Raw genomic sequence first — 22,113 nt, forward strand, 5'->3', positions numbered from 1 at the left:
GTTCTCGGTCTTTGCCGTTCTCGGTCCCTGCCGTACCCGATGGTTGCGTTCGATATTTCGGACGCTGATCAGGATTACGAACGGCAACTTAGGCAGCGGAGGTGAGCACGTCAACGCATCGCACAGAACACCTCGCATTTCACGGGGGCTTCGTCCGAACCGTTGACGCGCACAAGCTGCGACCTTACGGTCCGTTCGAAGTTGCGATCACCATTCGGTATACCGAACAACCGGACAGCCATGAGAGAAGAGAGGCGTCATGTCACCCTCTCTCCCGAGCCGCCGCGGTGTGCTCGGCGGGCTCGGAGCACTCGCCGTCGCGGGCAGCTTCGGTCTCGCCGCCGCGAACCGCAGCGCCTCCGCGCTGGCCTCCGGCGCGGACGCGCGGCTGCGCTACTGGAACCTGTTCAGCGGCGGCGACGGCGTGAACATGATCGCGATGCTGGACGCCTTCCGACGGGCGAACCCCGGCGTCGACGTACTGGACTCGACGCTGCTCTGGGGCGCTCCGTACTACACGAAGCTCGCCATGGCCGCCTCCGGCGACCGCGCCCCCGAGCTCGGCGTGCTCCACCTGGGACGGCTCGCGGGCTTCACGCCCGAGCGGCTGCTCGACCCCTTCGACGTGGAGCTCCTCGCCCGGTACGGCGTACGCCAGGAGGACTTCAGCCCCGCCCTGTGGAAAAGGGCCGTCGTCGACGGAAAGCTCTACGCCGTCCCCCTCGACATCCACCCGCAGCTCACCTTCTACCGCAAGGACGTCTGCGAGAAGGCGGGGCTCATCGGGGACGACGGGCGCCTCGTCCCGTTCGCCTCCGCCGACGAGTGGTTCGACGGGCTCAGGGCCGCCAGGAAAGCGGTGGCACCGGGCATGCAGACCCTCGGCCTGCACGCGTCGAACCAGAACCACAGCTGGTGGTTCTTCATGTCGTTCTACGCGCAGACCGGCGGCACCTACTACACCCCTGGCCTCACCGACGTCACGTTCGACGAGGACAAGGCCGTGGAGATCCTGGAGTTCCTGCGCCGCCACATCGTCGACGGCCACGCCACCACGGGCGCCCCCGACGCCGAGCACTTCATCAACGGCGGCGCCTTCGTCTGGGAGGGCTGCTGGTCCGTGCCGGTCTACTCGGGCGCGGCGCTGAAGTACGGGGCCATGCCCATGCCGGCGCTCTTCGGGCGGCCCGCCACCCAGGCCGAGTCGCACTGCTTCGTGCTGCCCCGCCGGGCCGACCGGGGCGGCCCCGCCAACGACGCCGCGCACCGCCTGGCCGCGTACATCGTGCGGCACGGCGCGGACTGGGCGCGCGGCGGCCACATCCCCTCCCACCTGCCGACCCTGAAGACCGCCGCGTACCGCGAGCTGCGCCCGCAGTCCGAGTACGTCCCGGTGATGGAGCAGCCGGCCCTCGAACCGGAGGCCTGGTTCGCGGGCTCCACCGGAACGCTCGCGCAGCGCGTCGGCCCGGTCGTCGTCTCCTCCAACCTCGGCTCGGCGAGACCCGCGGCGGCGGCCCGCCGGATGCGGGGCGTCCTGGAGAAGCTCCTGGAGACGAAGAACCCCATGGAGGGCAGCACCGCGGCCGAAGGAGGCGCGGCATGACCACGACCAGTGCCGAGGCCACCGCCCCGGCCCCCATCCGGCCGCCGGCCGTCCGCACCATCCCCGAACGCCACAGACGGCCCCGCGCCGGCGGCCGCTTCCAGCACGGCGGCTGGTTCGTCGCGCCGTTCCTGCTGCTCTTCCTGCTCTTCGTGATCGTGCCCGTCCTGCGCGGCGTGTGGCTGAGCCTCACCGACGCCAACATCTCCGGCGACGGCGCACGCTTCGTGGGCCTCGACAACTACTCCGAGGCGCTCCAGGACCCCCTGGTGTGGGACTCGCTCGGCCACAGCGCGTACTTCACACTGCTCGTGGTGCCCTGCATCGTGCTCACCGCCCTGCTCCTCGCCCTGCTCGCGCACCACATCGAGCACGCCCCATGGCTGTGGCGGCTCTGCTTCTTCGCGCCGTTCCTGCTGCCCTCGACCGTCGTCGGCAACATGTGGCGCTGGATGTTCAACCCGGACACCGGGCTGCTCGACCACGTCTTCGGCATGGAGTCGGCCTGGCTCACCCAGAAGGACACGGCGATGACGGCCGTCGTCGTCGCCACCCTCTGGTGGACCGTCGGCTTCAGCTTCCTGCTCTACCTCGCCGCCCTCCAGAACATCCCGCGGCATCTGTACGAGGCCGCCGCGCTGGACGGCGCGAACGCCTGGCACAGGACCGTGCACATCACCCTGCCCATGCTGCGCTCCATCACGGGCCTGGTCGTGGCACTCCAGATCCTCGCCTCGCTCCAGGTCTTCGACCAGGTCGTGGTGATGTACGAATTCGGCCCCGGACCGGAGGACTCGACCCGGACCCTGGTCCAGTACACCCTCGAACAGGGCTTCACCAGCTACCGCGTGGGCTACGCCTCCGCGATCTCGATCCTGTTCTTCCTGATGATCGCGGTCATCGCGCTGGGCCGCATGTGGCTGCTGCGCAAGCGTGAGGAGGGCGTCCGGTGAGTACCGCCACGAGAGCCGTCACCGGCGCGCGCCGAGGGTGGCGGCCGAGTCAGATCGTCCTGACCGCCCTCGGCCTGCTGGTCTCCGCGGTGATGACCGCGCCGCTCGTGTGGACCCTGTTCACGTCGTTCAAATCGGAGGCCGAGGCCGTCGCCGTACCCGTCAAGTGGCTGCCCGAGGAGTGGACCACCCAGGCCTGGCGGAGCATCTTCGAGACCGGCAACATCACGAACTGGTTCGTGAACTCGGTCGTCGTCTCGGTCTGCGTCACCTTCGTCGTCGTGCTGACCGGCGCCCTCGCGGGATACGGCTTCGCGCGCACCGAGTTCCGCGGCAAGGGCGCGCTGCTCGGCCTCGTCATGGCGGGCCTGATGATCTCCCCCGCGGTCCTCGGCGTCCCGCTGTTCACCACGGTCCAGTCCCTGGGGATGGTCGACACGTACTGGGGCATGATCCTCCCGCAGTGCGCGCCCGCCGCGATGGTCTACATCCTCTACAAGTTCTTCCAGGGCATCCCGAAGGAGCTGGAGGAGGCCGCGTTCTGCGACGGCGCGGGGCGGTGGCGGATCTTCTTCACCATCGTCCTGCCGCTGGCCCGCCCCTCGCTGTCGGCGGTCGGCATCTTCACCTTCATCGGCTCCTGGAACAACTTCCTGTGGCCGTACATGGTGACCAACAACCCCGAGCTGATGACGATGCCGAACGGCATCGCGACCGTCATGAACTCCTACGGCATCCAGTGGGCGCAGCTGATGGCGGGCGGTCTGATGGCCGGCCTGCCGCTGATCGTCGTGTTCGTCTTCTTCCAGCGGCAGATCGTGGCGGGGGTCGCCCACACGGGCCTCGCCGGGCAGTGACAGGGAGCACGCACGCAGGTGAGCGCCTCCCTTCGCGGGGAGGCGCTCACCTGGTACTTACTGGTAGCTGATGTCCGCGGCCGTGAACTTACAGTACGTGCCGTCGGGGCCGGAGCCGGTCTTCGTCGGCTCCGCACCGGTGTTGTTGCCGGTGAACCGGTCGCACGTGGAGATCTTCTTGTTGCTGTCGCCGTGGATGCGGATGTTGCGCAGCGCGGCCGTGTCGCCGTAGTTGGTGTTGATGCCGACGATCGACTTGCCGGGCGCGGTGACGTCCACGTCGTTGATGATGATCGACCGCTTGTACTGCTTGGAGCAGTTGCCGCAGGAGCGCACCAGCTTGCCGAAGTCGGAGACCTGGAACTTGGTCACGACGAGTTTGCCCGCGCCGTTGAACTGGAGGACCTTGTCGTCGGCCTTCCGCGCGCCACCGCCGTGGACGGTGTACGTCGAGCTCGCCGAGGTCCCCTTGAAGGTGGCCGCGTCCTCGCCGACGTCCTCCCACCACACGTTCTGGAGGGTGCAGCTGCCCTGGCAGTGGATGCCGTCCGCGGCGGGCGAGCCGATGATGACGTTCTTGAGGACCGCGCCGTCCTTCAGCTTGAAGATCGGGTCCTGGCCCTCGTTCTGGCCGTCGCCGCCGAGGTCGCCGGTGCCGTAGTAGCGCTTGAGGCCGCCGTCACGGGTGCCGGAGACCTCGATGGTCTTGGCCGTGGGGGCCTGGCCCCTGGCCTCCGGCCAGGCCGCCGCCTCGGCCGAGGTGGGGGCCGCGCCCGCGGGCGACAGCATGCTGTTCGTCGCGACCCCGGCGCCCGTGAGGGCGAGCGCGGCGGTGACCGCGCCGATGGCCCGGCGCTTGGTCAGGCGCCGCTTGCGGCCCTTGCGCAGTTCAGCTCGTGGTGTCATGGGTCCCATTCCTCGTGCGTGGGGGGAGAGCTTCTTCGCTGTGTGGTCTCCGCCGACCGGGAATGGGTTGCCGCCGTGCCGGAAATTCCTGTGGATTCAGTAGAAGTCGCCCCGCCAGAGGGTCCGTTCGTCCGGTGTGCCCGCATGGACCGTATACGCGTCCTCGCCCGCGTCCCGCTTGCCCGCCGGGTGGTTGAACTGCCCGGCGAAGACATGTTCCCCGACGGGCACGGTCTTCCCCGGCCTGAGCGTCCAGCGGTAGACGAGGAAACCGTCCCGCTCCGCGACCGAGACGGCGAAGTCGTCCTCGGGCAGGGAGCGCCAGTTGCCGGTGTCGGCGACCTCGCCGCTCCCGGCGACGCGCACCTCGACGGTGAGCGCGGTCAGCGGTTTCTTCGCCTTGAGGGTGATGTCGCTCTGCGACCAGTACGTGCTGGAGCCGGGGTCGATCGAACCGTCGGCCCACAGGAGGCGCTCCACGGGCACGTTCTTCGGTTCCTCGGGGGGCGTCGGCGGTGTGCCGCTGGGGTGGCGGGTCGGGGCGTCGGGGGTGCGGTCCCGGTCCGGTGTCGCCGTCGGCGGCACGGGCGTGGCACTCGGCGGCACGGGCGTCGCACTCGTCGCGACGGACTGGGGGGCCGCCTCGTCGCCCCGCAGGGCCGCGGCCACCCCGTATCCGACGACCGCGCAGACGCCCGCCACGGCGGCGGTCGCGCTCACCACGCGCAGCCAGGACGCACCGGCCGCCCGGCGGGTGGCCTTCGAGCGCCGCCGCGGCCGCTCGCCCTCGGCCATGCCGCGCTCGATACGGGCCCGCATCCGCTCCCGGTCGGGCCGGTGCGCCTGCGCCGCGCCGCGCAGCTTCCCGCGCACGCCGTCGTCGTGTCCGTCGTGTCCGTCGTCCCTCATGGGCTTCCCCCCGTGTCCGCCGTGACCGCGCGCACCCGTGCGAGGGCGGGGTGCGGGCCGAGGCGTCGTTGCAGCTCAGCCATTCCCTTCGACGTCTGGCTCTTCACCGTACCCACCGAGACCCCGAGGGCCAGCGCGGTGTCCTTCTCCGAGAGGTCGAAGGCGTGCCGCAGGACGACGCAGGCCCGCTTGCGGAAGGGCAGCGCGCGCAGCGCGTCCCGCACGTCGACGACCGCCGGTATGTCGGGGTCCGCGACGTCCTCGTCGCGGCCCGACCAGAAGAGCGTGATGCGGCGCCGCTCGCGCATGGCGCTGCGGATGCGGCTGCGCGCCATGTTCGCGACGACGCCCCTGGCGTACGCGGCCGGATGGTCCGCGGCCCGTACCCGGTCCCAGCGGTGCCAGAGGGCGAGGAGCGCGTCGGCCGCCAGGTCGTCAGCGCCGTCGGCCTCGCCCGTCAGCAGGTGGGCGAGGCGCGCGAGTTCGGCGTAGTGCCGCTCGAAGAAGGCGTGGAACTCGGCGGCCGCGTCGTCCGCGACCGGCGTCATGGGTGGCCTCTCTTCCGCCTGCGCCGCGAGATCTTCCGTCGTCGCGGTGGAGGCGGGCACTCTAGCGGGTCTCTCCGTCCGCGCGGGCATCGGGCAGGACCACCTCCCCCACGCCGGCCGCCGTGGCGCGCCCGTCGGCCGTCCGCACCCGGAAGGGTTTGCGGGAGCCGGAGGCGAGGACGCGGACCCCGGTGCCGTGCCGCGTCGCGCGGAAGACGGCCGCGGGCCGCCCTTCGTGGTCGGGGACGGTGATCTCGGTGTGGGGTGCCGCTCCCGGGGTGACCAGGAGGGTCAGGTCGTCGAGCCAGTCGCCGTCGGGCCGCCGGTCGTCGGCGCCGAGCGCCAGCAGGGCGCCGGGCCGCAGGTACAGCGGCAGGCTGTCGAAGCCGTGGGTCTCGCGCCGCCAGCCGGGTCCCCGCACGGTCTCGCCGGTCAGGAGGTGTGTCCAGGTGCCTTCGGGGACGTAGAACTCGACGTCGCCCGCCACGCTGAAGACGGGGGCGACCAGCAGGTCGGGGCCGAGCATGTACTGCCGGTCGAGGGTGCGGCAGGCCGGGTCGTCGGGGAACTCCAGGAGCATCGGGCGCATCACGGGCACACCGTCGTGGTGGGCCTCGGCGGCCGCGGCGTACAGGTAGGGCATCAGGCGGTGCTTGAGGCGGGTGAACTTCCGTGCCACGTCGACGGCTTCCGCGCCGAACGCCCACGGCACCCGGTAGGAAACGTTGCCGTGCAGGCGGCTGTGCGAGGAGAGCAGCCCGAAGGCGAGCCAGCGTTTGAAGACCGCCGGGTCCGGGGTGCCCTCGAAGCCGCCGATGTCGTGGCTCCAGAACCCGAAGCCGCTCAGCGAGAGGGAGAGGCCGCCGCGCAGCGACTCGGCCATGGCGCCGAGCGAGGCGAAGCAGTCGCCGCCCCAGTGCACGGGGAACTGCTGGCCGCCGGCGGTCGCGGACCGCGCGAAGAGGACCGCTTCGCCGGTGCCGCGCTCCTTCTCCAGGAGTTCGAAGACGGTGCTGTTGTAGAGCTGGGTGTAGTAGTTGTGCATGCGGTGCGGGTCCGAGCCGTCGTGCCAGATCACGTCCGTGGGCACGCGCTCGCCGAAGTCGGTCTTGAAGCAGTCGACGCCCTGGTCGAGGAGGGTGCGCAGCTTGGCCGCGTACCAGGCGCGGGCGCCCGGGTGGGTGAAGTCGACGAGCGCCATGCCGGGCTGCCACAGGTCCCACTGCCAGATGTCGCCGTTCGGGCGCCGCACGAGGAAGCCCTCGGCGGCGGCCTCGGCGAAGAGCGGGGACTTCTGGGCGATGTAGGGGTTGATCCAGACGCTGACCTTGAGTCCGCGCTCGCGGAGCCTGTGCAGCATGCCTTCCGGGTCGGGGAAGACGTCGGGGTCCCACTGGAAGTCGGTCCACTGGTGCTCGCGCATCCAGAAGCAGTCGAAGTGGAAGACGCTGAGCGGGATGTCGCGCTCCGCCATGCCGTCGACGAAGCCGGTGACGGTCTCCTCGTCGTAGGGCGTGCAGAAGGAGGTGGTGAGCCAGAGGCCGAAGGACCAGGCGGGCGGCAGGGCGGGCCGGCCGGCGAGCGCGGTGTAGCGGCGCAGGACGTCCTTGGGGGTGGGGCCCGCGATGACGTAGTACTCCAGGGACTGGTCCTCGACGCTGAACTGGAGCTGGCCGACGGACTCGGAGCCGATCTCGTACGACACCTTGCCGGGGTGGTTGACGAAGACGCCGTAGCCGCGGGAGGAGAGGTGGAAGGGGATGTTCTTGTAGGCCTGCTCGCTGCTGGTGCCGCCGTCGGCCTGCCAGATGTCGACGCTCTGGCCGTTCTTCACGTACGGGGTGAAGCGCTCGCCCAGTCCGTAAATGCACTCCCCCACACTCAAGGCCAGTTGACCGATCATGTGGTGGGCGCCGTCGGGGGTGGTGGCGAAGGCGGTGCCGCGGCGCTCGACGGCGGTGAGGGGCTGCCCTTCGCCGTCCAGGAACTCCAGGCCCCAGGGCGCCGCGCTGTCGAGGCGGAGGGTGAGGGGGCCGCTGGTCAGTTCGGTGACGGTGCCGCCGCGACGGATGCGGGGCACCTCCTCCGAGGCCGCCGCTCCCTCGCTGGCGAAGAGGGTGAAGTCGGGACCGTGGTGCGCCTTTCCCGCGTGGTGGGTCGTCCGGACGCCGATCACCCCTTCGGCGGGTGAGAAGCACTCGACCGTGAGCAGGGGCGAGTTGAGGGTGTCACCGCGCTCGCGCACCGGTTTGACGGCGGCGTACGCGGTGAAGCCGCCGCTGTTCTCCCGCACTTCGCGCACGTCGGTCGCGTACGAGGCGCGCACCCCGTCCCGCATCAGCCAGAAACCGTCGGTGAACCTCATGCCGTGCCCTCGCCCTCGTCGCCTGCCGTGAAGGTGATGCGCGCGAGCCGGACGGCGCCCCGCAGCCGCACGCGCAGGTCACGCACCCCGGAGGCGGCGAAGACCGCGCCGTGGCGGGTGTAGTCGTACCTGCCGCCCGTCGGCGGGACCGTGACGGTGGTCGCGGTGCTGCCCGCGAGGAGGTCGACGGCGCCCTCGCCCGCGGCCTCGACCGAGACGCCGCGCACACCGCCCTCGAAGTCGCAGGCGCAGAAGAGCAGTTCTCCGGTGCCGTCGGCGGCCGTGGCGCGCACCGCGTCACCCGACGTCCTCGTACGGTCGACGATCTCGGTGCCGGACTGTGTGTCGTAGCCGGTCGCCGCCAGGCCGTCCCTCCGCGCCGGCCTGGCGGCGATCGGGGTGCCGCCGGGATCGACGGGCGCGGTGAGCCGGATGTCCTGGCTTGAGGCCCCGGCGAGCAGGTCGTACGTGCCGGGCGCCAGGGCCCAGCGGTCGTGCCGCACGTCCCAGAACTCGATGCTGCTCAGCGGCAGTTCGAACTCGATCCGGCACGACGCCCCGGCGGCGAGGTGCACGCGGCGGTGGGCGGCCAGTTGCCTGTCCGGCAGGGTGAGGCCCGCCGCGGCGTTCCTGGGCGGGCGTACGTAGAGCTGCGCCACCTCGTCCGCGGCGGAGGGCCCGGTGTTGGTCACGGTGAACGCGGCCCGCAGCACCTCGCCTTCGCATGCGGCGGTGAGGTCCTCGTACGCGAAGGAGGAGTAGCCCAGACCGTGCCCGAAGGGGTACAGCGGGCGGTGATCCGCCGCGTGCGGGTCCGCGTACAGGTACGTCTGGCGTGAGCCGATGATGTCGTAGTCGAGCAGGTCCGGCAGGTCGGCGTCGGCGGCGTACCAGGTCTGCGGGAGGCGTCCGGCCGGGGAGACGTCGCCTGCGAGGACGCGGGCGAGCGCGGTGCCCGCGGCCTGTCCGCCGTGCGCGGTCCACAGCAGCGCGGGCAGTGCGGCGTGCGCGTCGGCGACCGCGTACGGGTAGGAGGAGGTCAGCACGAGCGCGGTGCGCGGGTTGGCGGCGCGGGCGGCGCGCCACAGCCGCTCCTGGTGGGGCGGCAGGGCGAGGGTCGTGCGGTCCTGGGTCTCGCGGCCGTTGATGTGCGGGTCGTTCCCGGCGACGACGACCACGGCGTCCGCGTCGGCGGCGACCCGGGCCACGGCGTCCTCGCCGCGCTCAAGGACCTCGACGGAGAAAAGTTCCCCCTCCGCGGCAACCTTCACGGCACCGGCGGCGACAGAGACGTACCCACCCGTGCCCGCATGTGTGATGAGGCAGCCCTTCCCGTGCCCGACAAGACCGAACGTCTCCTGCACGACCCAGCCGCCCGGCCGGTCCGCCGAGGCGCGCACGAATCCGTCGTCGGCGACCGAGAGGTAGCGCCCGTCCGCCGCCCGCAGGGTGCACGCCCCGCCGCCCCAGTCGACGAGGGCGAACTCGGCGGCGTCGGCCGGGTCGCCGCAGACGGTCAGCGGCGGCAGGTCGGTGCGGCCCGCGAGCAGTGCGGGGTCGAGGGCGCCCGTGGTACCCGGCGCCCGGCCGGCCGGGCCCGAAGGGGCGGGCACCCGCAGCCACCCCGCCGCACACTTCAGGCGCACGCGGTCCGCGCCCTCGGCGAAGGTGACGCGGTCGGCGCCGAAGCGGTCGCGGATCCCGTCGAGCGGGGTGCTGCGGTGGATGAGGGTGCCGCTGTACCAGTCGGTTTTGCACGCGTCGGCGAGCGGTCCGACGACCGCGATCCGGGTGCCTTCGGCGAGCGGGAGCAGGCCGTCGTTCTTGAGCAGGACGACGGCCTGTTCGGCTGCCTCCAGGGCGAGTTCGCGGTGGGCGGGGGTGTCGATGTCGTCCGGCGATGCGGTCGCGTACGGGCCGCCGTCCGGGTCGAACTCGCCGAGCCGCAGCCGCACGGACAGCTGCCTGCGCACCGCCGTGTCGATGTCGGTCTCCGTCAACAGCCCGCTCCGCACAGCGCGTTGCAGGCGTTCCACGGTCACCGTCGAGTCGGTGCCGTGGTCGGTGAAGCTGTCCACGCCCGCGACGAGCGCGGCGGCGACGGCCTCTTCGTGGGTGTCGAAGTATTTCTCGGAGTCGACGAGGTTGCTGGGCGCGCCCGCGTCGGAGCAGACGAGCAGTTCCTCGTCGGTCCAGCGGCGCAACTGCTCGCGCAGGTACGGCGATACGTGGTTGGGGCGGCCGTTGACCAGGTTGTAGGCGGGCATCACGCCGGCGACCGCGCCCGCCTCGACGGCGGCACGGAAGGCCCGCAGGTCGTACTCGCGCAGGACGCGCGGGCGCACGGAGGAGTTCGACGTGTCGCGGTGCGTCTCGTTGTTGTGGGCGAGCCAGTGCTTGAGGACGGGGGCGGTGCGCCAGCGCGTGGGGTGGTCGCCGCGCAGGCCGCGCGTGTAGGCGACGGCGAGGGCCGAGGTGAGGTGGGGGTCCTCGGCGTAACCCTCCTCGTTCCTGCCCCACAGCGGGTGGCGCAGGAGGTTGACGGTGGGCGCCCAGAGGTTGAGGCCGACGCGGTCGTCCCGGGTGCGCATGGCCCGCGCCTCGGCGCCGACGGCCTCGCCGACGCGCCGCAGCAGGTCGTCGTTCCAGGTCGCGCCGAGCCCGACGGCCTGCGGGAAGACGGTCGCGGGGCCCATCCAGGCGACGCCGTGCAGGGCTTCCTGTCCGGTGCGGAACGCGGCGATGCCGAGCCGCTCGACCGCGGACGCGAACTGGTGCAGGAGCGCGACGCGTTCGTCGAGCGTCAGCCGCACCAGGAGGTCGTCCACCCGCGCGTCCGGCGGCAGGCCGGGATCGCGGAACGGCGGCGGGTTCTCGGTCACGTCAGGGTCCTCCGGGCGGGCGACGGGCTCCTTCGAAGCGCTTCGATGCTCTGCGCTCGATGGCGTTCATGTCAAGGGAGACCTTGGGGTTCCTCCCTCGAAGTGGCCGCTGCCCCTTGCAGCGACTGTGCTCGCCAACTCACGTGCGGCGGCGACGAATTCGGTGCCGAAGCCTTGTCCCGACCCGGCCCGTCACCTAATCTCGCTCCGAAATCGAAGCGCTTCGACATGGGTTCCGAGTGTCCGTGCCACGAAGGGTTGACGCCATGACGCCGAACTCCCCCTCCCGCAGGGGCTTCCTCGCCTCCTCCGGGCTCGCCGCGCTCGCCCTCGCGGGCGGTGCCCCGCTGCTCACGGCGTGCGGCGGCAGCGGTTCGAGGAACGAGGGCACCACGACGGGGAAGAGGCTCAAGGGTCTGCTGCCCGCGTACGTCGCCCCGGACGTCGCCACGCCGGACATCCCGGCCAAGAACGGCTCGGCCGCGGGTTACACCAAGGCCCTGCCCGCGGCCGAGCTCAAGGTGTCGGTGCCCGAACGGCTCGGCAAGGGAAGCCGGTTCACCGTCATGGCCCCCATCTGGGGCAACGTCCCCCAGCAGGGCAACCCCTACTGGACGGCGATGGACAGGGCCGCGGGCGTCCGCGTCACCTGGCAGAACCAGCAGGGCGACACGTACGGCCAGAAGCTGGGCGCGGTCCTCGCCTCCAGCCGCGTGCCGGACGCCGTGGTCGTGCCCGGCTGGGAGCTGACCGGCAAGATACCGAGCGCCGTCGCCAACAAGTTCGCCGACCTCGGGCCCTATCTGAGCGGCGAGAAGATCAAGGCGTACCCGAACCTCGCGGCGATCCCGACCGGCGCCTGGCAGCGCTCGGTCTTCGGCGGCAGGCTCCGCGGCCTGCCGATGCCCTCGGCGACCACGCCGAACATCGCGCCCTTCTACCGCACCGACCTCTTCGCGAAGGAGGGCATCGAGGCGCCGGCCAGCGCGCGGGAGTTCCACGACCTGTGCAAGCAGCTCAACGCCCCGCGGAGCAAGGTGTGGGCGTGCGGCGACATGACGTGGGCGGCCTGGCACATCTTCGGCGTCCTGCCCGAGAAGCCGTACTACTGGAAGCTCGTCGACGGCAAGCTGGTCAACCGCTACGAGACCGACGAGTACCTGGAAGCCCTGGAGTGGTCGCGCACGCTCTACTCGGCGGGCTTCGTGCACCCCGACGCGAAGGCCGAGACCGGCAGCATCGGCGACCTGTGCGCCGCCGGCAAGGTCTGGATGTACTGCCAGGACCTGTCCGACTGGTACGGCAAGGCTGCCGTGCAGCGCGTCGATGACAAGAAGTTCGGCATGGAGGCGTTCGACTACTTCGCCCCCGACGGCGGAGCACCCACCCTCTACCAGCGCCCGCCCGCCGACATCTGGACGTTCATCAGCGAGAAGGCCGACGAGAAGACCGTCCGCGACATCCTCGCCCTCGCCAACTTCACCGCCGCACCCTACGGCTCCAAGGAGCAGCGGCTGCGGATGTACGGCGTCGAGGGCGTCCACCACACGTTCGAGGACGGTGTCCTCACCAAGAACGGCAAGGGCAACAACGAGGTCTTCTCGACGTACGAGTACCTGGCGTCGCCCGCGCCCTTCGTCGCCTACCCCGACCTGCCCGACGTCACCGAGGGCATGGTCGGCTGGCAGCAGCGCCAGGGAGCGCACGCGAAGAAGCCGCTCTTCCACGGCATGACGATCATCGAGCCGACCCGGTACACCGAGCTGAACGCCGAGTTCGAGGACCTGGAGAAGGACATCGTGCGCGGCCGCAAGAAGGTCTCCGACATGCGGCGGGCGGCGTCGGACTGGAAGTCGGGCGGCGGCGACAAGCTGCGCGACTGGTACAAGAAGCTGCTTGACGAGTCCGGCGGATCGGCGTCCTGACATGGCGCACGGTACGACGGACGCGCGCCCCGCCGCCCCCGGCAGGGCGGCCGCTCCCCCGCCGAAGAAGCCCCCGTCCCGGCCGCCCGGGGCGCCCCCGGCGCGCGTCCCGCTCCGGCACCGGCTGCGCCGCGACCGCGTCCTGCTCCTGATGGTGCTGCCCGCCCTGCTGCTGCTCCTCGTCTTCACCTACGTCCCGCTGCTCGGCAACGTCGTCGCGTTCCAGGACTACGACCCGTACATCGCGGACAACGCGTTCCAGGCGATGTCGCAGAGCCCGTGGATCGGCTTCGAGCACTTCCGGCACATGGTGGACGACCGGCTGTTCTGGCAGGCGGTCAGGAACACCCTCGCCATCTTCGCGATCCAGCTGACGCTGTTCTTCCCCGTGCCGATCGCGCTCGCCCTGTTCATCAACAGCTTCGTGCGCCCGCGCGTACGGGCGGTGGCCCAGGCCATCCTGTACCTGCCGCACTTCTTCTCCTGGGTGCTCGTCATCACGGTCTTCCAGCAGATGTTCGGCGGGGCGGGCCTGGTCGCGCAGGTCCTGCGGGACCACGGCCACGACGGGTTCGACCTGATGACCGACCCCGGCCTGTTCAAGTTCCTGCTGACCTTCGAGATGATCTGGAAGGACGCGGGCTGGGGCGTCATCGTCTTCCTCGCCGCGCTCGCCGCCGTCAGCCCCGACCTGTACGAGGCCGCGGCGATGGACGGCGCGAACCGCTGGCGCCGCATGTGGCACATCCAGCTCCCCGCACTGCGTCCCGTCGTCGCCCTGCTCCTGGTCCTCCAGGTCGGCAACGCGCTCACGGTCGGCTTCGAGCAGATCCTGCTGCAACGCGCGGCGGTCGGGGCCGCGGCCTCCGAGGTCCTGGACACGTACGTGTGGAACACCGGCCTGGACAACGGCAACTTCGGCTACGGCGCCGCGATCGGCATCGTGAAGGGCGTCTTCGGGCTGCTGCTTGTGCTCGGGGCCAACAAGGCCGCCCACCTCATGGGCGAGCAGGGGGTGTACAAGCGGTGAGTTCCCTCGGCGTACCGAACTTCGGCATCAAGCCGGGCAGCAGGTCCGGTCTGCGCCCGGTGTGGGAAGAGCCGCCGACCCGGGCCGGGCTCGCCACCAAGGGCGTGACCCTGACGCTGGTCTGCCTGGCCGTGCTCTTCCCGCTGTGGGTGGTGGTCGTCACCAGCCTCTCCTCGGTGCGGACGATCACCGAGACGGGCGGCCTCGTGGTGGTCCCGCGGGGCGTCACGCTCATCCACTACCAGGAGCTGCTCAGCGGCGGCCAGGTGTCGCGGGCCGCGCTGGTCAGCGTGGGCGTCACCGTCGTCGGCACGCTGTTCAGCATGGTCGTGTCGGTGCTGTGCGCATACGGCCTGTCGCGGCCCGGGTCCGTGCTGCACCGGCCGATCCTGCTGGTCATCATCGCGACGATGTTCTTCGGCGCCGGACTGATCCCCACCTACCTGGTGGTGCAGGGCCTCGGCCTCACCGACACCTATCTCTCCCTGATCCTGCCGAGCGCCGTGAACGTGTTCAACATCCTCGTGCTGCGCGCGTTCTTCATGGGCACGGCGCAGGAGCTGGTGGAGAGCGCCCGCATCGACGGGGCCGGGGACCTGCGCATCCTGTGGCGGATCGTCATGCCCCTGTCGCGCGCGGTGCTCGCGGTGATCACCCTCTTCTACGCGGTGGGCTACTGGAGCGCGTGGTTCAACGCGTCGATCTACCTCAGCGACCCGGACATGCTGCCGTTGCAGAACGTCATGCAGCAGCTGGTCCTCAAGCAGCAGAAGCCGACCGGCCTGAGCCAGGCCATCAACACGGGCCACCTGTCGCCGCTCGCCATCCAGATGGCCGTGATGGTGCTCGCGCTGATCCCGGTGGCCGTCCTCTCGCCGTTCGTGCAGCGGCACTTCAAGCAGGGCATGCTCACCGGCGCCGTGAAGGGGTGACCACACCGATGCCTTCCCTCCAGGACGTCACGCGCGGCCGGCTCCTCTTCGGCGGCGACTACAACCCCGAACAGTGGCCCGAGGGCGTCTGGCACGACGACGTCCGGCTGATGAAGGAGGCCGGCGTCACCACCGTCACCCTCGGCGTCTTCTCCTGGGCGAAGCTCGAACCCCGCCCCGGCGCGCGTGAGTTCGGCTGGCTGGACCGGCTGATGGACCTCATGCACGAGCACGGCATCGGTGTCGTCCTCGCCACCCCGACCTCCGCTCCCCCGCCCTGGCTCGGCCGGCTGCACCCCGAGACACTGCCGCGCGACGAGGACGGCACCATCGAGTGGTGGGGCTCGCGCCAGCACTTCGCGCACTCCAGCGCCGCCTACCGCCGCCACGCGGCCGCCATCACCGAGGACCTGGCCGCCCGGTACGCGCACCACCCCGCGCTCACCATGTGGCACATCAACAACGAATACTGCACGTATGACTGGGGCGACGAGGCGGCGGCCGCGTTCCGCCGCTGGCTCCGGGAGCGGTACGGCAGCCTGACCGCTCTCAACTCCGCCTGGGGTACTGCCTTCTGGGGGCAGAGCTACGACGCCTGGGAAGAGGTCCTGCCGCCCCGCCGCGCCCACTACATGAAGAACCCGACGCAGGTGCTCGACTTCAAGCGCTTCACCTCCGACGCCCTCCTCGACTGCTGCGCCGCCGAACGCGACATCGTCCGCGCGCACACCCCGCACCTGCCGGTCACCACCAACTTCATGCCGCTCTGGCAGGGCCAGGACGGCTGGAAGTGGGCGGCGGAGGAGGACGTCGTGTCGGTGGACCTGTACCCCGACCCGAAGGACCCGCTGGGCGGCCAGTACGGGGCACTCGTCCAGGACCTGACGCGCTCGCAGGCGGGCGGCGGGCCGTGGATGCTGATGGAGCAGGCCGCGGGCCCCGTCAACTGGCGGGGCGTCAACCACCCCAAGCCCGCCGGGCTCAACCGGCTCTGGACCTGGCAGGCCGTGGCGCGCGGCGCCGACGCCGTCTGCTACTTCCAGTGGCGGCAGTCCCGGCAGGGCGCGGAGAAGTTCCACTCGGGGATGCTGAGCCACGCGGGCGAGGAGGGCCGCACCTTCCAGGAGGTCAGCCGGATCGGCGCCGAACTGCGCGCCCTGGGGCCTGATGTCTCGGGCTCACGCGTGACCGCAGAGGTGGCGATCCTGCACGACTGGGAGGCGTGGTGGGCGGGCCGGCAGGACGGCCGCCCCTCCGCCCTGCTCGACCACGCGGACCTCCTCCGCGCCTGGCACCGCGCCCTGTGGGAGGCGAACCTCCCGGCCGACTTCGCCCACCCGGAACACGACCTGTCGGCGTACCGCCTGGTCGTCGTGCCGCACCTCTACCTCCTCACCGACACCGCGATCGACGGCCTCATCGCCTACGTCCGCGCAGGAGGCACGCTCGTCTGCGGCTTCTTCACAGGGGTGGCCGACGGGGACGACCGGGTGCGGACCGGCGGGATGGACGCGCGGCTGCGCGCCCTGCTCGGCATCCGCACCCTCCACGAGTGGTGGCCACTGGACGCGGGCGAGAGCGTGGACTGCGGGGAGTTCACCGGCACCCTCTGGTCCGAGGAGCTGACGGCCGACGACGCGGCCGAGACAGTCGCCGCATACCGGGGCGGCGAGCTCGACGGGCTGCCCGCGGTGCTGCGCAACGGCCGCGCCTGGTACGTGTCCACGCTGCCCGCCCCCGACGCCCTGCGCGGCCTCCTCGTCCGCGCGGCCACCGAAGCGGGCGTACGGCCTCCGCTCCCCGGCCTCCCCCACGGAGTCGAGGCCGTACGCCGCGGTGACCTGCTCTTCCTCCTGCACCACGGCCGCACGGAGGTGACCGTGCCCGTGCCCGGCCGCCACCGCGACCTGCTCACCGGCGAACCGGTCGACGGCACGGTCATGCTCGGCCGGTACGGCGTGGCCGTCCTGCGCGAGGCGCCGCTCGCCGTGTGACTACCTCGGTGCGAAGTGCGGGACGGGGCCCGTGCTCGCCCTGACCGTGAGTGCGGGGGCGAGGAGTTCCACGCCGTCCGTGCCGCGGGCCTCCAGCTTGGCGACGGTCCGCTCCACCGCCCGGCGCCCCATCTCCTGCGCGGGGATCGAGACCGAGGTGAGCCGCACGGACGCCCCGACCGCGACCTGGTCGGGGCAGATCGCCACCACCGAGACGTCCTCGGGGACCGCGCGGCCCTGCTGGCGCAGGAGCGCGAGCAGGGGTTCCACGGCCGACTCGTTCTGGACGACGAAGCCGGTGGTGCCGGGGCGCTCGTCGAAGATGCGGGCCAGCGTCGTCGCCAGCGCGTCGTAGCCGCCGTCGCTGGGGCGGTGCAGCAGCCGCACGTCCAGCTCGCGGGCGCGGGCGCGCAGTCCGTCGAGGGTGCGCTCGGCGAAGCCGGTGTGGCGTTCGTACACGGCGGGCGCCTCGCCGATGACGGCGATGTCGCGGTGGCCGAGCCCGCCCAGGTGCTCGACGCACAGCGCGCCCGTCGCCGCGAAGTCGAGGTCCACACAGGCGAGTCCGTCGGGGTCGGCGGGCAGCCCGATGAGGACGGCCGGCCGGTCGCTCGCGCGCAGCAACGGCAGCCGCTCGTCGTCGAGTTCGACGTCCATCAGGATCATGGCGTCGGCGATGCCGCTGCCGGTGACGCGGCGGACCGCGGCAGGGCCCTCCGCGCCGGTGAGGAGCAGGACGTCGTAGCCGTAGGTCCGGGCCGTCGTGGTGACCGCGAGGGCGATCTCCATCATCACCGGCACGTACATGTCGGTGCGCAGCGGCATCATCAGCGCGATGACGTTCGACTTGGCGCTGGCCAGGGCGCGGGCGCCCGCGTTCGGGTGGTAGCCGAGCTGCTCGATGCTGCGCTCCACGCGTTCGCGGGTGCCCCGGGAGATCGAGCGCTTGCCGCTGAGCACGTAGCTGACCGTGCTGGCCGAGACCCCGGCGTGCTTGGCTACCTCGGCTAGGGTGACCATGGAGTGCTCCTCCGACTGGGGCTGCCTGAGCTGCCCGAGCTGCCTGGGCGGCTGGGCGGTGAACCGCTTCGATACGGATCGCCCACCGACCCTATGGGGGCGGGCATGACCTGTCCAGAGGCCTGTCGAAGCGCTTCGACAGGCCTCTGGATGGTTCACCCGGTGCCGGCCGCGCGCCCTACAGCTTCGGGTGCGCGTTCCTCATGAGCTCCTGGAACTGTGCCGAGAACCAGTGCCCGGAGACCGGGGCGTCGGGCAGCGCGCCGGACTTGTTGTAGCCGTTGCGCGCGTTCCCGTTGTACGTGGGGTCGCACATCCGGTCGAAGCCCTTGCCCTCGTCGTTCGGGATCTCCTTGCTGGAGCCGTCGGACTCGCCCGGCGGCTTCATCCACACGTAGGCGTCGATGCCGGCGGCGGGTGCGGTCGTCGGGCGTTCGCCGAGGCCCGCGCCCGACTGGTTGCACCAGTTGCCGATGTGGACGCGGCGGTCGTAGCGGCCGCCGTTGACGTAGGAGTCCACGTCGGTGGCCGGGCCCGGCTGTGTGGGCCGTGCCGTGCCGCCCCAGCCGTTGCGGGAGGTGTCGATCAGCATGCCGATGTCGGACCGGAAGCCGGTGGACACCAGCTGGTTGCGGAAGGCCTGGGCGAAGGAGAGCTCGTCGGTGTAGCGGTTCCAGTCGACCCACTTGGACTCGCGGACCGACCTGCCGTTGACCGAGTCGCCTATCCTGAAGTTCTCCTCCTTCAGCGCGCTGTAGTTGGCGGTGTTGGTGATGAAGCCGTGCACCTTGTCGAGCGTGCTGCCCTCGGCGGTGGCGGCCTCGCGGAAGATCTGCGCGGAGGGGCCGAAGTTGTCGTCCCAGCCGATCCAGCCGTGGTGGCCCGCGTCGACGTAGTTGTAGACGTTCGGGACGGCGCCGAGCTTGTTCAGGGCGTAGCCGACGCCCTTCACGTAGTTGCCGTTGGCCTTCATCACGTCGCACTGGGGGGTCGCGGTCGGGCGGCCGCCGGTGTTGGTGACGAGGTTGGGCAGGGAGTCGATCTCGACGGTCGTGACGATGCGGAGGTTCGCGTACTTCGGGTCGGCGAGGATCCGCGCGATCGGGTCGATGTAGGCCGTCTTGTACTTGTCGATCTCGGTGGGGCCGAGCTCGCCGTTGGAGGCGAGTGCCGAGCAGTCCCGGCCCGGCAGGTTGTAGATGACCAGCTGGATGACGCCGGCGCCCTGCCGGACGGCCGTGTCGAGGTGGGCGCGCAGGCCCATCTTGCCGTTGGCGCCCTCGATCGCGGCGATCCGGTCGAGCCAGACGCCGGTGGGCTGGTTGGAGATCCGGCTGCCGCCCGGCTCGGCGTCGGCCTTCGCCTTCCACTCGGGGTTCACATAGCCCTTGACACCCGCGTAGGGGTTGTCGACGCGGGCGGCGGCAGCGGTGGCGCCGGCCGTCGTCTCGCCGGTGAGCGCGACGGCGGTGCCGCCGCTCACGGCGAGCACCGTGGCGAGCGCGAGGAGGAGCGTGCGTGATCTGCGGTGTGTGCGGCTCATGATGAGTTCGGTGCCTCTCGGTGTGGGGTGGGGTCGGGTGTCGAGGGCGCGCGGACGGTCGCGCGGCCCGACGCCGGACGGGGTGGGGGTGCCGTCGCGGGAGCCGGTCAGGGCCGGACCCGATGAGCGGCCCCGGGCGTGCCAGGGCCGGCCGAGGTACGAGAGCCCGCGGTCGTCGAACCACTCCATGAGGTTCTTGGCGCCCGTGGCGCGGACGGCGGTCTGCCGCGGTCCGCGTGTCGGCACGGGTCAACTCGGCGTCGGCACGGCCGATTTCGAGGTCAACTGAACGGAATCGCTCCCACTGTTGAACGCGGAAGCTAGCAGGGAGTTGCCGCCGGGGCCAGATGGATTGGCGCATTCTTCGGAGATTTACTTGTCGAATTCATTCGACAGGCCGGGCATCGAATGAATTCGACGGTCCGATACACGCGCACTCCCTTGACATGTTCTTGCAACACGTTGACTTTGGGAGCGCTCCCACTGGTTCTCCGATCCCACCTCTTGGAACTCACCCCCGACGCACCGACAGGAGGGACCAGCGCATGCGCGCCTTCCCCGGATCACCAGGACCCGACGAGTCCAGACCCCCGCTCAGCCGACGCCGCCTGCTCGCGATCGGCGCCGCCGCCGTCGCCGTCCCCGCCACGACCTCCCTGACGTCCGCAGGTCAGACGGCCCACGCGGGCGAGGCCGGGGCCGCCGCCAACGAGTACGAGCAGCGTTTCCTCGACCTCTACGCGAAGATCACCGATCCGGCGAACGGCTATTTCTCGCCGGAGGGCATTCCCTACCACTCCGTCGAGACACTCATCGTCGAGGCCCCCGACCACGGCCACGAGGCGACGTCCGAGGCATACAGCTATCTGATCTGGTTGCAGGCCATGTACGGCAAGGTCACGGGCGATTGGAGCCGTTTCAACGCGGCGTGGGAAACCATGGAGAAATTCATGATCCCGACCCGCGCGGATCAGCCGACGAACAGTTTCTACAATCCCTCGAAACCGGCCACCTATGCTCCCGAATGGGATCAGCCCTCCCAGTACCCGGCCCGGCTCGATTCGTCCGTGGCCACCGGTTCCGACCCGCTCGCGGCCGAGCTGAGGAGCGCGTACGGCACCGACGACGTCTACGGCATGCACTGGCTCCAGGACGTCGACAACACCTACGGCCTGGGCGGCTCCGGCACCGCGCCGACGTACATCAACACCTTCCAGCGCGGCGCGCAGGAGTCGGTGTGGGAGACGGTCACGCAGCCCTGCCGCGACGCCTTCACCTACGGCGGCAGGAACGGCTATCTGGACCTCTTCACCGGTGACTCCTCCTATGCGAAGCAGTGGAAGTTCACCAACGCGCCCGACGCCGACGCGCGCGCCGTCCAGGCCGCCTACTGGGCCCACAAGTGGGCCTCGGCGCAGGGCAGGGCCGGCCAGGTGGCGGCGACCGTCGCCAAGGCCGCGAAGATGGGCGACTACCTCCGGTACGCCCTGTTCGACAAGTACTTCAAGAAGGTAGGCGACTGCACGAGCCCGTCGGGCTGCGCCCCCGGCAGCGGCAAGAACAGCTCGCACTACCTGCTGTCCTGGTACTACGCGTGGGGCGGCGCGCTGGACACCTCGGCGGGGTGGGCCTGGCGCATCGGTTGCAGCCACAGCCACGGCGGCTACCAGAACCCCCTGGCCGCGTACGCCCTGAGCTCGTACGCGGCGCTCGCGCCCAGGTCGGCCACCGGCAGGGCGGACTGGCGCCAGAGCCTCACCCGGCAGCTGGAGTTCTACCGCTGGCTCCAGTCCGCCGAGGGCGCCATCGCGGGCGGCGCGACCAACAGCTGGCAGGGCAGGTACGCGCAGCCGCCCGCGGGCACGCCCACCTTCTACGGCATGTTCTACGACGAGAAGCCCGTCTACCACGACCCGCCGTCCAACCAGTGGTTCGGCTTCCAGGCGTGGTCGATGGAGCGAGTCGCCGAGTACTACCACCAGACGGGCGCGGCCGACGCCAAGGCCGTCCTCGACAAGTGGGTGGCCTGGGCGCTGGCCGAGACGAGGATCGCCGCCGACGGCACGTACTCGTTCCCCTCGACCCTGCGGTGGAGCGGCGCACCCGACACCTGGAACCCGTCGAACCCCGGGCGCAACAGCGGACTGCACGTGACGGTCGTGGACCGCACCAACGACGTCGGCGTCGCCGGGGCCTACGCGCGCACCCTCGTGTACTACGCCGCCAAGTCCGGCCACGCGGCGGCGAAGCGGACCGCCAAGGCGCTCCTGGACGGCATGTGGACGCACCACCGGGACACGCGGGGCATCGCGGTGCCGGAGCAGCGGGCCGACTTCAGCCGCTTCAAGGACGCCGTGTACGTGCCGAACGGCTGGAGCGGCACGATGCCGAACGGCGACCCGGTCAACGCGTCGTCGACGTTCCTCTCCATCCGCTCCTTCTACAAGAAGGACCCCGACTGGCCGAAGGTCGAGGCGTACCTGGCGGGCGGCGCGGTGCCCACCTTCACGTACCACCGGTTCTGGGCGCAGGCGGACATCGCCCTGGCGCTCGGGGCGTACGCGGAGCTACTCGTCTAGCCCTGCCGCTCCGTGTACGGGCCGGCCGGAGTTCTCCCGCCGGGAGTTCCGGCCGGCCCTTCGT

General features: G+C 71.0%; 14 protein-coding genes and 1 pseudogene. 8 read left to right on the forward strand and 7 right to left on the reverse strand.

What is annotated here, in order from left to right:
• The first annotated feature begins 259 nt into the window (after positions 1–259).
• From ACZ4Z4_RS31475 to ACZ4Z4_RS31485, 3 genes are read left to right on the forward strand one after another with little or no spacing between them, the layout of a single operon-like run.
• Complete coding sequence (locus ACZ4Z4_RS31475; RefSeq protein ID WP_468334839.1) at positions 260–1,606, forward strand: extracellular solute-binding protein; 1,347 nt, start codon at positions 260–262, stop codon at positions 1,604–1,606.
• A complete protein-coding gene (locus ACZ4Z4_RS31480) occupies positions 1,603–2,559 on the forward strand; it encodes a carbohydrate ABC transporter permease (protein ID WP_468334842.1) in 957 nt (318 codons plus the stop codon). The genes ACZ4Z4_RS31475 and ACZ4Z4_RS31480 overlap by 4 nt, the downstream gene beginning before the upstream one ends.
• Positions 2,556–3,416 (forward strand): carbohydrate ABC transporter permease, encoded by an 861-nt coding sequence (locus ACZ4Z4_RS31485; protein ID WP_468334845.1) that lies wholly within the window; start codon positions 2,556–2,558, stop codon positions 3,414–3,416. Before ACZ4Z4_RS31480 ends, ACZ4Z4_RS31485 begins: the two co-directional genes overlap by 4 nt.
• A 57-nt stretch (positions 3,417–3,473) precedes the next feature.
• On the opposite strand, the gene ACZ4Z4_RS31490 is transcribed toward ACZ4Z4_RS31485, so the two are convergent.
• The 5 genes from ACZ4Z4_RS31490 to ACZ4Z4_RS31510 all read right to left on the reverse strand — a co-directional run bounded on the left by ACZ4Z4_RS31490 (position 3,474) and on the right by ACZ4Z4_RS31510 (position 11,026).
• The gene (locus ACZ4Z4_RS31490; RefSeq protein ID WP_468334848.1) at positions 3,474–4,322 is read right to left on the reverse strand and encodes a pectate lyase; all 849 of its coding nucleotides are present in this window, start codon (positions 4,320–4,322) and stop codon (positions 3,474–3,476) included.
• A 96-nt stretch (positions 4,323–4,418) separates the two neighbouring features.
• Positions 4,419–5,231: a hypothetical protein gene (locus ACZ4Z4_RS31495; protein ID WP_468334851.1), complete on the reverse strand. Its 813-nt coding sequence runs from the start codon at positions 5,229–5,231 to the stop codon at positions 4,419–4,421.
• Positions 5,228–5,779 carry a SigE family RNA polymerase sigma factor gene (locus ACZ4Z4_RS31500; protein WP_468334854.1) on the reverse strand — a complete coding sequence of 184 codons (552 nt, stop codon included), beginning with the start codon at positions 5,777–5,779 and terminating at the stop codon, positions 5,228–5,230. Before ACZ4Z4_RS31500 ends, ACZ4Z4_RS31495 begins: the two co-directional genes overlap by 4 nt.
• 61 nt (positions 5,780–5,840) lie before the next feature.
• Entirely contained in the window at positions 5,841–8,144 is a 2,304-nt protein-coding gene (gene yicI, locus ACZ4Z4_RS31505; protein ID WP_468334857.1) for an alpha-xylosidase, read from the reverse strand.
• Positions 8,141–11,026: a glycoside hydrolase family 3 C-terminal domain-containing protein gene (locus ACZ4Z4_RS31510; protein WP_468334860.1), complete on the reverse strand. Its 2,886-nt coding sequence runs from the start codon at positions 11,024–11,026 to the stop codon at positions 8,141–8,143. The genes yicI and ACZ4Z4_RS31510 overlap by 4 nt, the downstream gene beginning before the upstream one ends.
• A gap of 266 nt (positions 11,027–11,292) precedes the next feature.
• Here ACZ4Z4_RS31510 and ACZ4Z4_RS31515 point away from each other — a divergent pair, with 266 nt between their 5' ends.
• The 4 genes from ACZ4Z4_RS31515 to ACZ4Z4_RS31530 are packed head-to-tail and all read left to right on the forward strand — an operon-like array spanning position 11,293 to position 16,907.
• Positions 11,293–12,951 carry an extracellular solute-binding protein gene (locus tag ACZ4Z4_RS31515; RefSeq protein ID WP_468334863.1) on the forward strand — a complete coding sequence of 553 codons (1,659 nt, stop codon included), beginning with the start codon at positions 11,293–11,295 and terminating at the stop codon, positions 12,949–12,951.
• Position 12,952: 1 nt separating this feature from the next.
• Complete coding sequence (locus tag ACZ4Z4_RS31520) at positions 12,953–13,981, forward strand: ABC transporter permease (RefSeq protein WP_468334866.1); 1,029 nt, start codon at positions 12,953–12,955, stop codon at positions 13,979–13,981.
• Positions 13,978–14,913 (forward strand): carbohydrate ABC transporter permease, encoded by a 936-nt coding sequence (locus ACZ4Z4_RS31525; protein ID WP_468334869.1) that lies wholly within the window; start codon positions 13,978–13,980, stop codon positions 14,911–14,913. Before ACZ4Z4_RS31520 ends, ACZ4Z4_RS31525 begins: the two co-directional genes overlap by 4 nt.
• A gap of 8 nt (positions 14,914–14,921) precedes the next feature.
• On the forward strand, positions 14,922–16,907 hold the full coding sequence (locus ACZ4Z4_RS31530; RefSeq protein WP_468334871.1) for a beta-galactosidase: 1,986 nt from the start codon (positions 14,922–14,924) through the stop codon (positions 16,905–16,907).
• On the opposite strand, the gene ACZ4Z4_RS31535 is transcribed toward ACZ4Z4_RS31530, so the two are convergent.
• Together ACZ4Z4_RS31535 and ACZ4Z4_RS31540 are read right to left on the reverse strand one after the other, a co-directional pair.
• The gene (locus tag ACZ4Z4_RS31535) at positions 16,908–17,927 is read right to left on the reverse strand and encodes a LacI family DNA-binding transcriptional regulator (protein WP_468334873.1); all 1,020 of its coding nucleotides are present in this window, start codon (positions 17,925–17,927) and stop codon (positions 16,908–16,910) included. It abuts the gene before it with no gap.
• A gap of 178 nt (positions 17,928–18,105) precedes the next feature.
• Positions 18,106–19,470: a glycoside hydrolase family 6 protein gene (locus tag ACZ4Z4_RS31540; RefSeq protein ID WP_468334955.1), complete on the reverse strand. Its 1,365-nt coding sequence runs from the start codon at positions 19,468–19,470 to the stop codon at positions 18,106–18,108.
• A gap of 698 nt (positions 19,471–20,168) precedes the next feature.
• Between ACZ4Z4_RS31540 and ACZ4Z4_RS31545 the strand changes: the two are divergent.
• A pseudogene (locus tag ACZ4Z4_RS31545) lies at positions 20,169–22,049 on the forward strand (glycoside hydrolase family 48 protein); the annotation flags it as partial.
• Positions 22,050–22,113 lie beyond the last annotated feature (64 nt).

It is taken from the genome of Streptomyces sp. NPDC030245 (genome assembly GCF_055572995.1).

Excerpts from the sequence above, each read along its gene's own strand:
- yicI (WP_468334857.1), bottom strand. The coding sequence starts at position 8,144 with ATGAGGTTCACCGACGGTTTCTGGCTGATGCGGGACGGGGTGCGCGCC.
- ACZ4Z4_RS31495 (WP_468334851.1), bottom strand. The coding sequence starts at position 5,231 with ATGAGGGACGACGGACACGACGGACACGACGACGGCGTGCGCGGGAAG.
- ACZ4Z4_RS31475 (WP_468334839.1), top strand. The coding sequence starts at position 260 with ATGTCACCCTCTCTCCCGAGCCGCCGCGGTGTGCTCGGCGGGCTCGGA.
- ACZ4Z4_RS31515 (WP_468334863.1), top strand. The coding sequence starts at position 11,293 with ATGACGCCGAACTCCCCCTCCCGCAGGGGCTTCCTCGCCTCCTCCGGG.
- ACZ4Z4_RS31535 (WP_468334873.1), bottom strand. The coding sequence starts at position 17,927 with ATGGTCACCCTAGCCGAGGTAGCCAAGCACGCCGGGGTCTCGGCCAGC.
- ACZ4Z4_RS31520 (WP_468334866.1), top strand. The coding sequence starts at position 12,953 with ATGGCGCACGGTACGACGGACGCGCGCCCCGCCGCCCCCGGCAGGGCG.
- ACZ4Z4_RS31480 (WP_468334842.1), top strand. The coding sequence starts at position 1,603 with ATGACCACGACCAGTGCCGAGGCCACCGCCCCGGCCCCCATCCGGCCG.
- ACZ4Z4_RS31490 (WP_468334848.1), bottom strand. The coding sequence starts at position 4,322 with ATGACACCACGAGCTGAACTGCGCAAGGGCCGCAAGCGGCGCCTGACC.
- ACZ4Z4_RS31500 (WP_468334854.1), bottom strand. The coding sequence starts at position 5,779 with ATGACGCCGGTCGCGGACGACGCGGCCGCCGAGTTCCACGCCTTCTTC.
- ACZ4Z4_RS31540 (WP_468334955.1), bottom strand. The coding sequence starts at position 19,470 with ATGAGCCGCACACACCGCAGATCACGCACGCTCCTCCTCGCGCTCGCC.
- ACZ4Z4_RS31530 (WP_468334871.1), top strand. The coding sequence starts at position 14,922 with ATGCCTTCCCTCCAGGACGTCACGCGCGGCCGGCTCCTCTTCGGCGGC.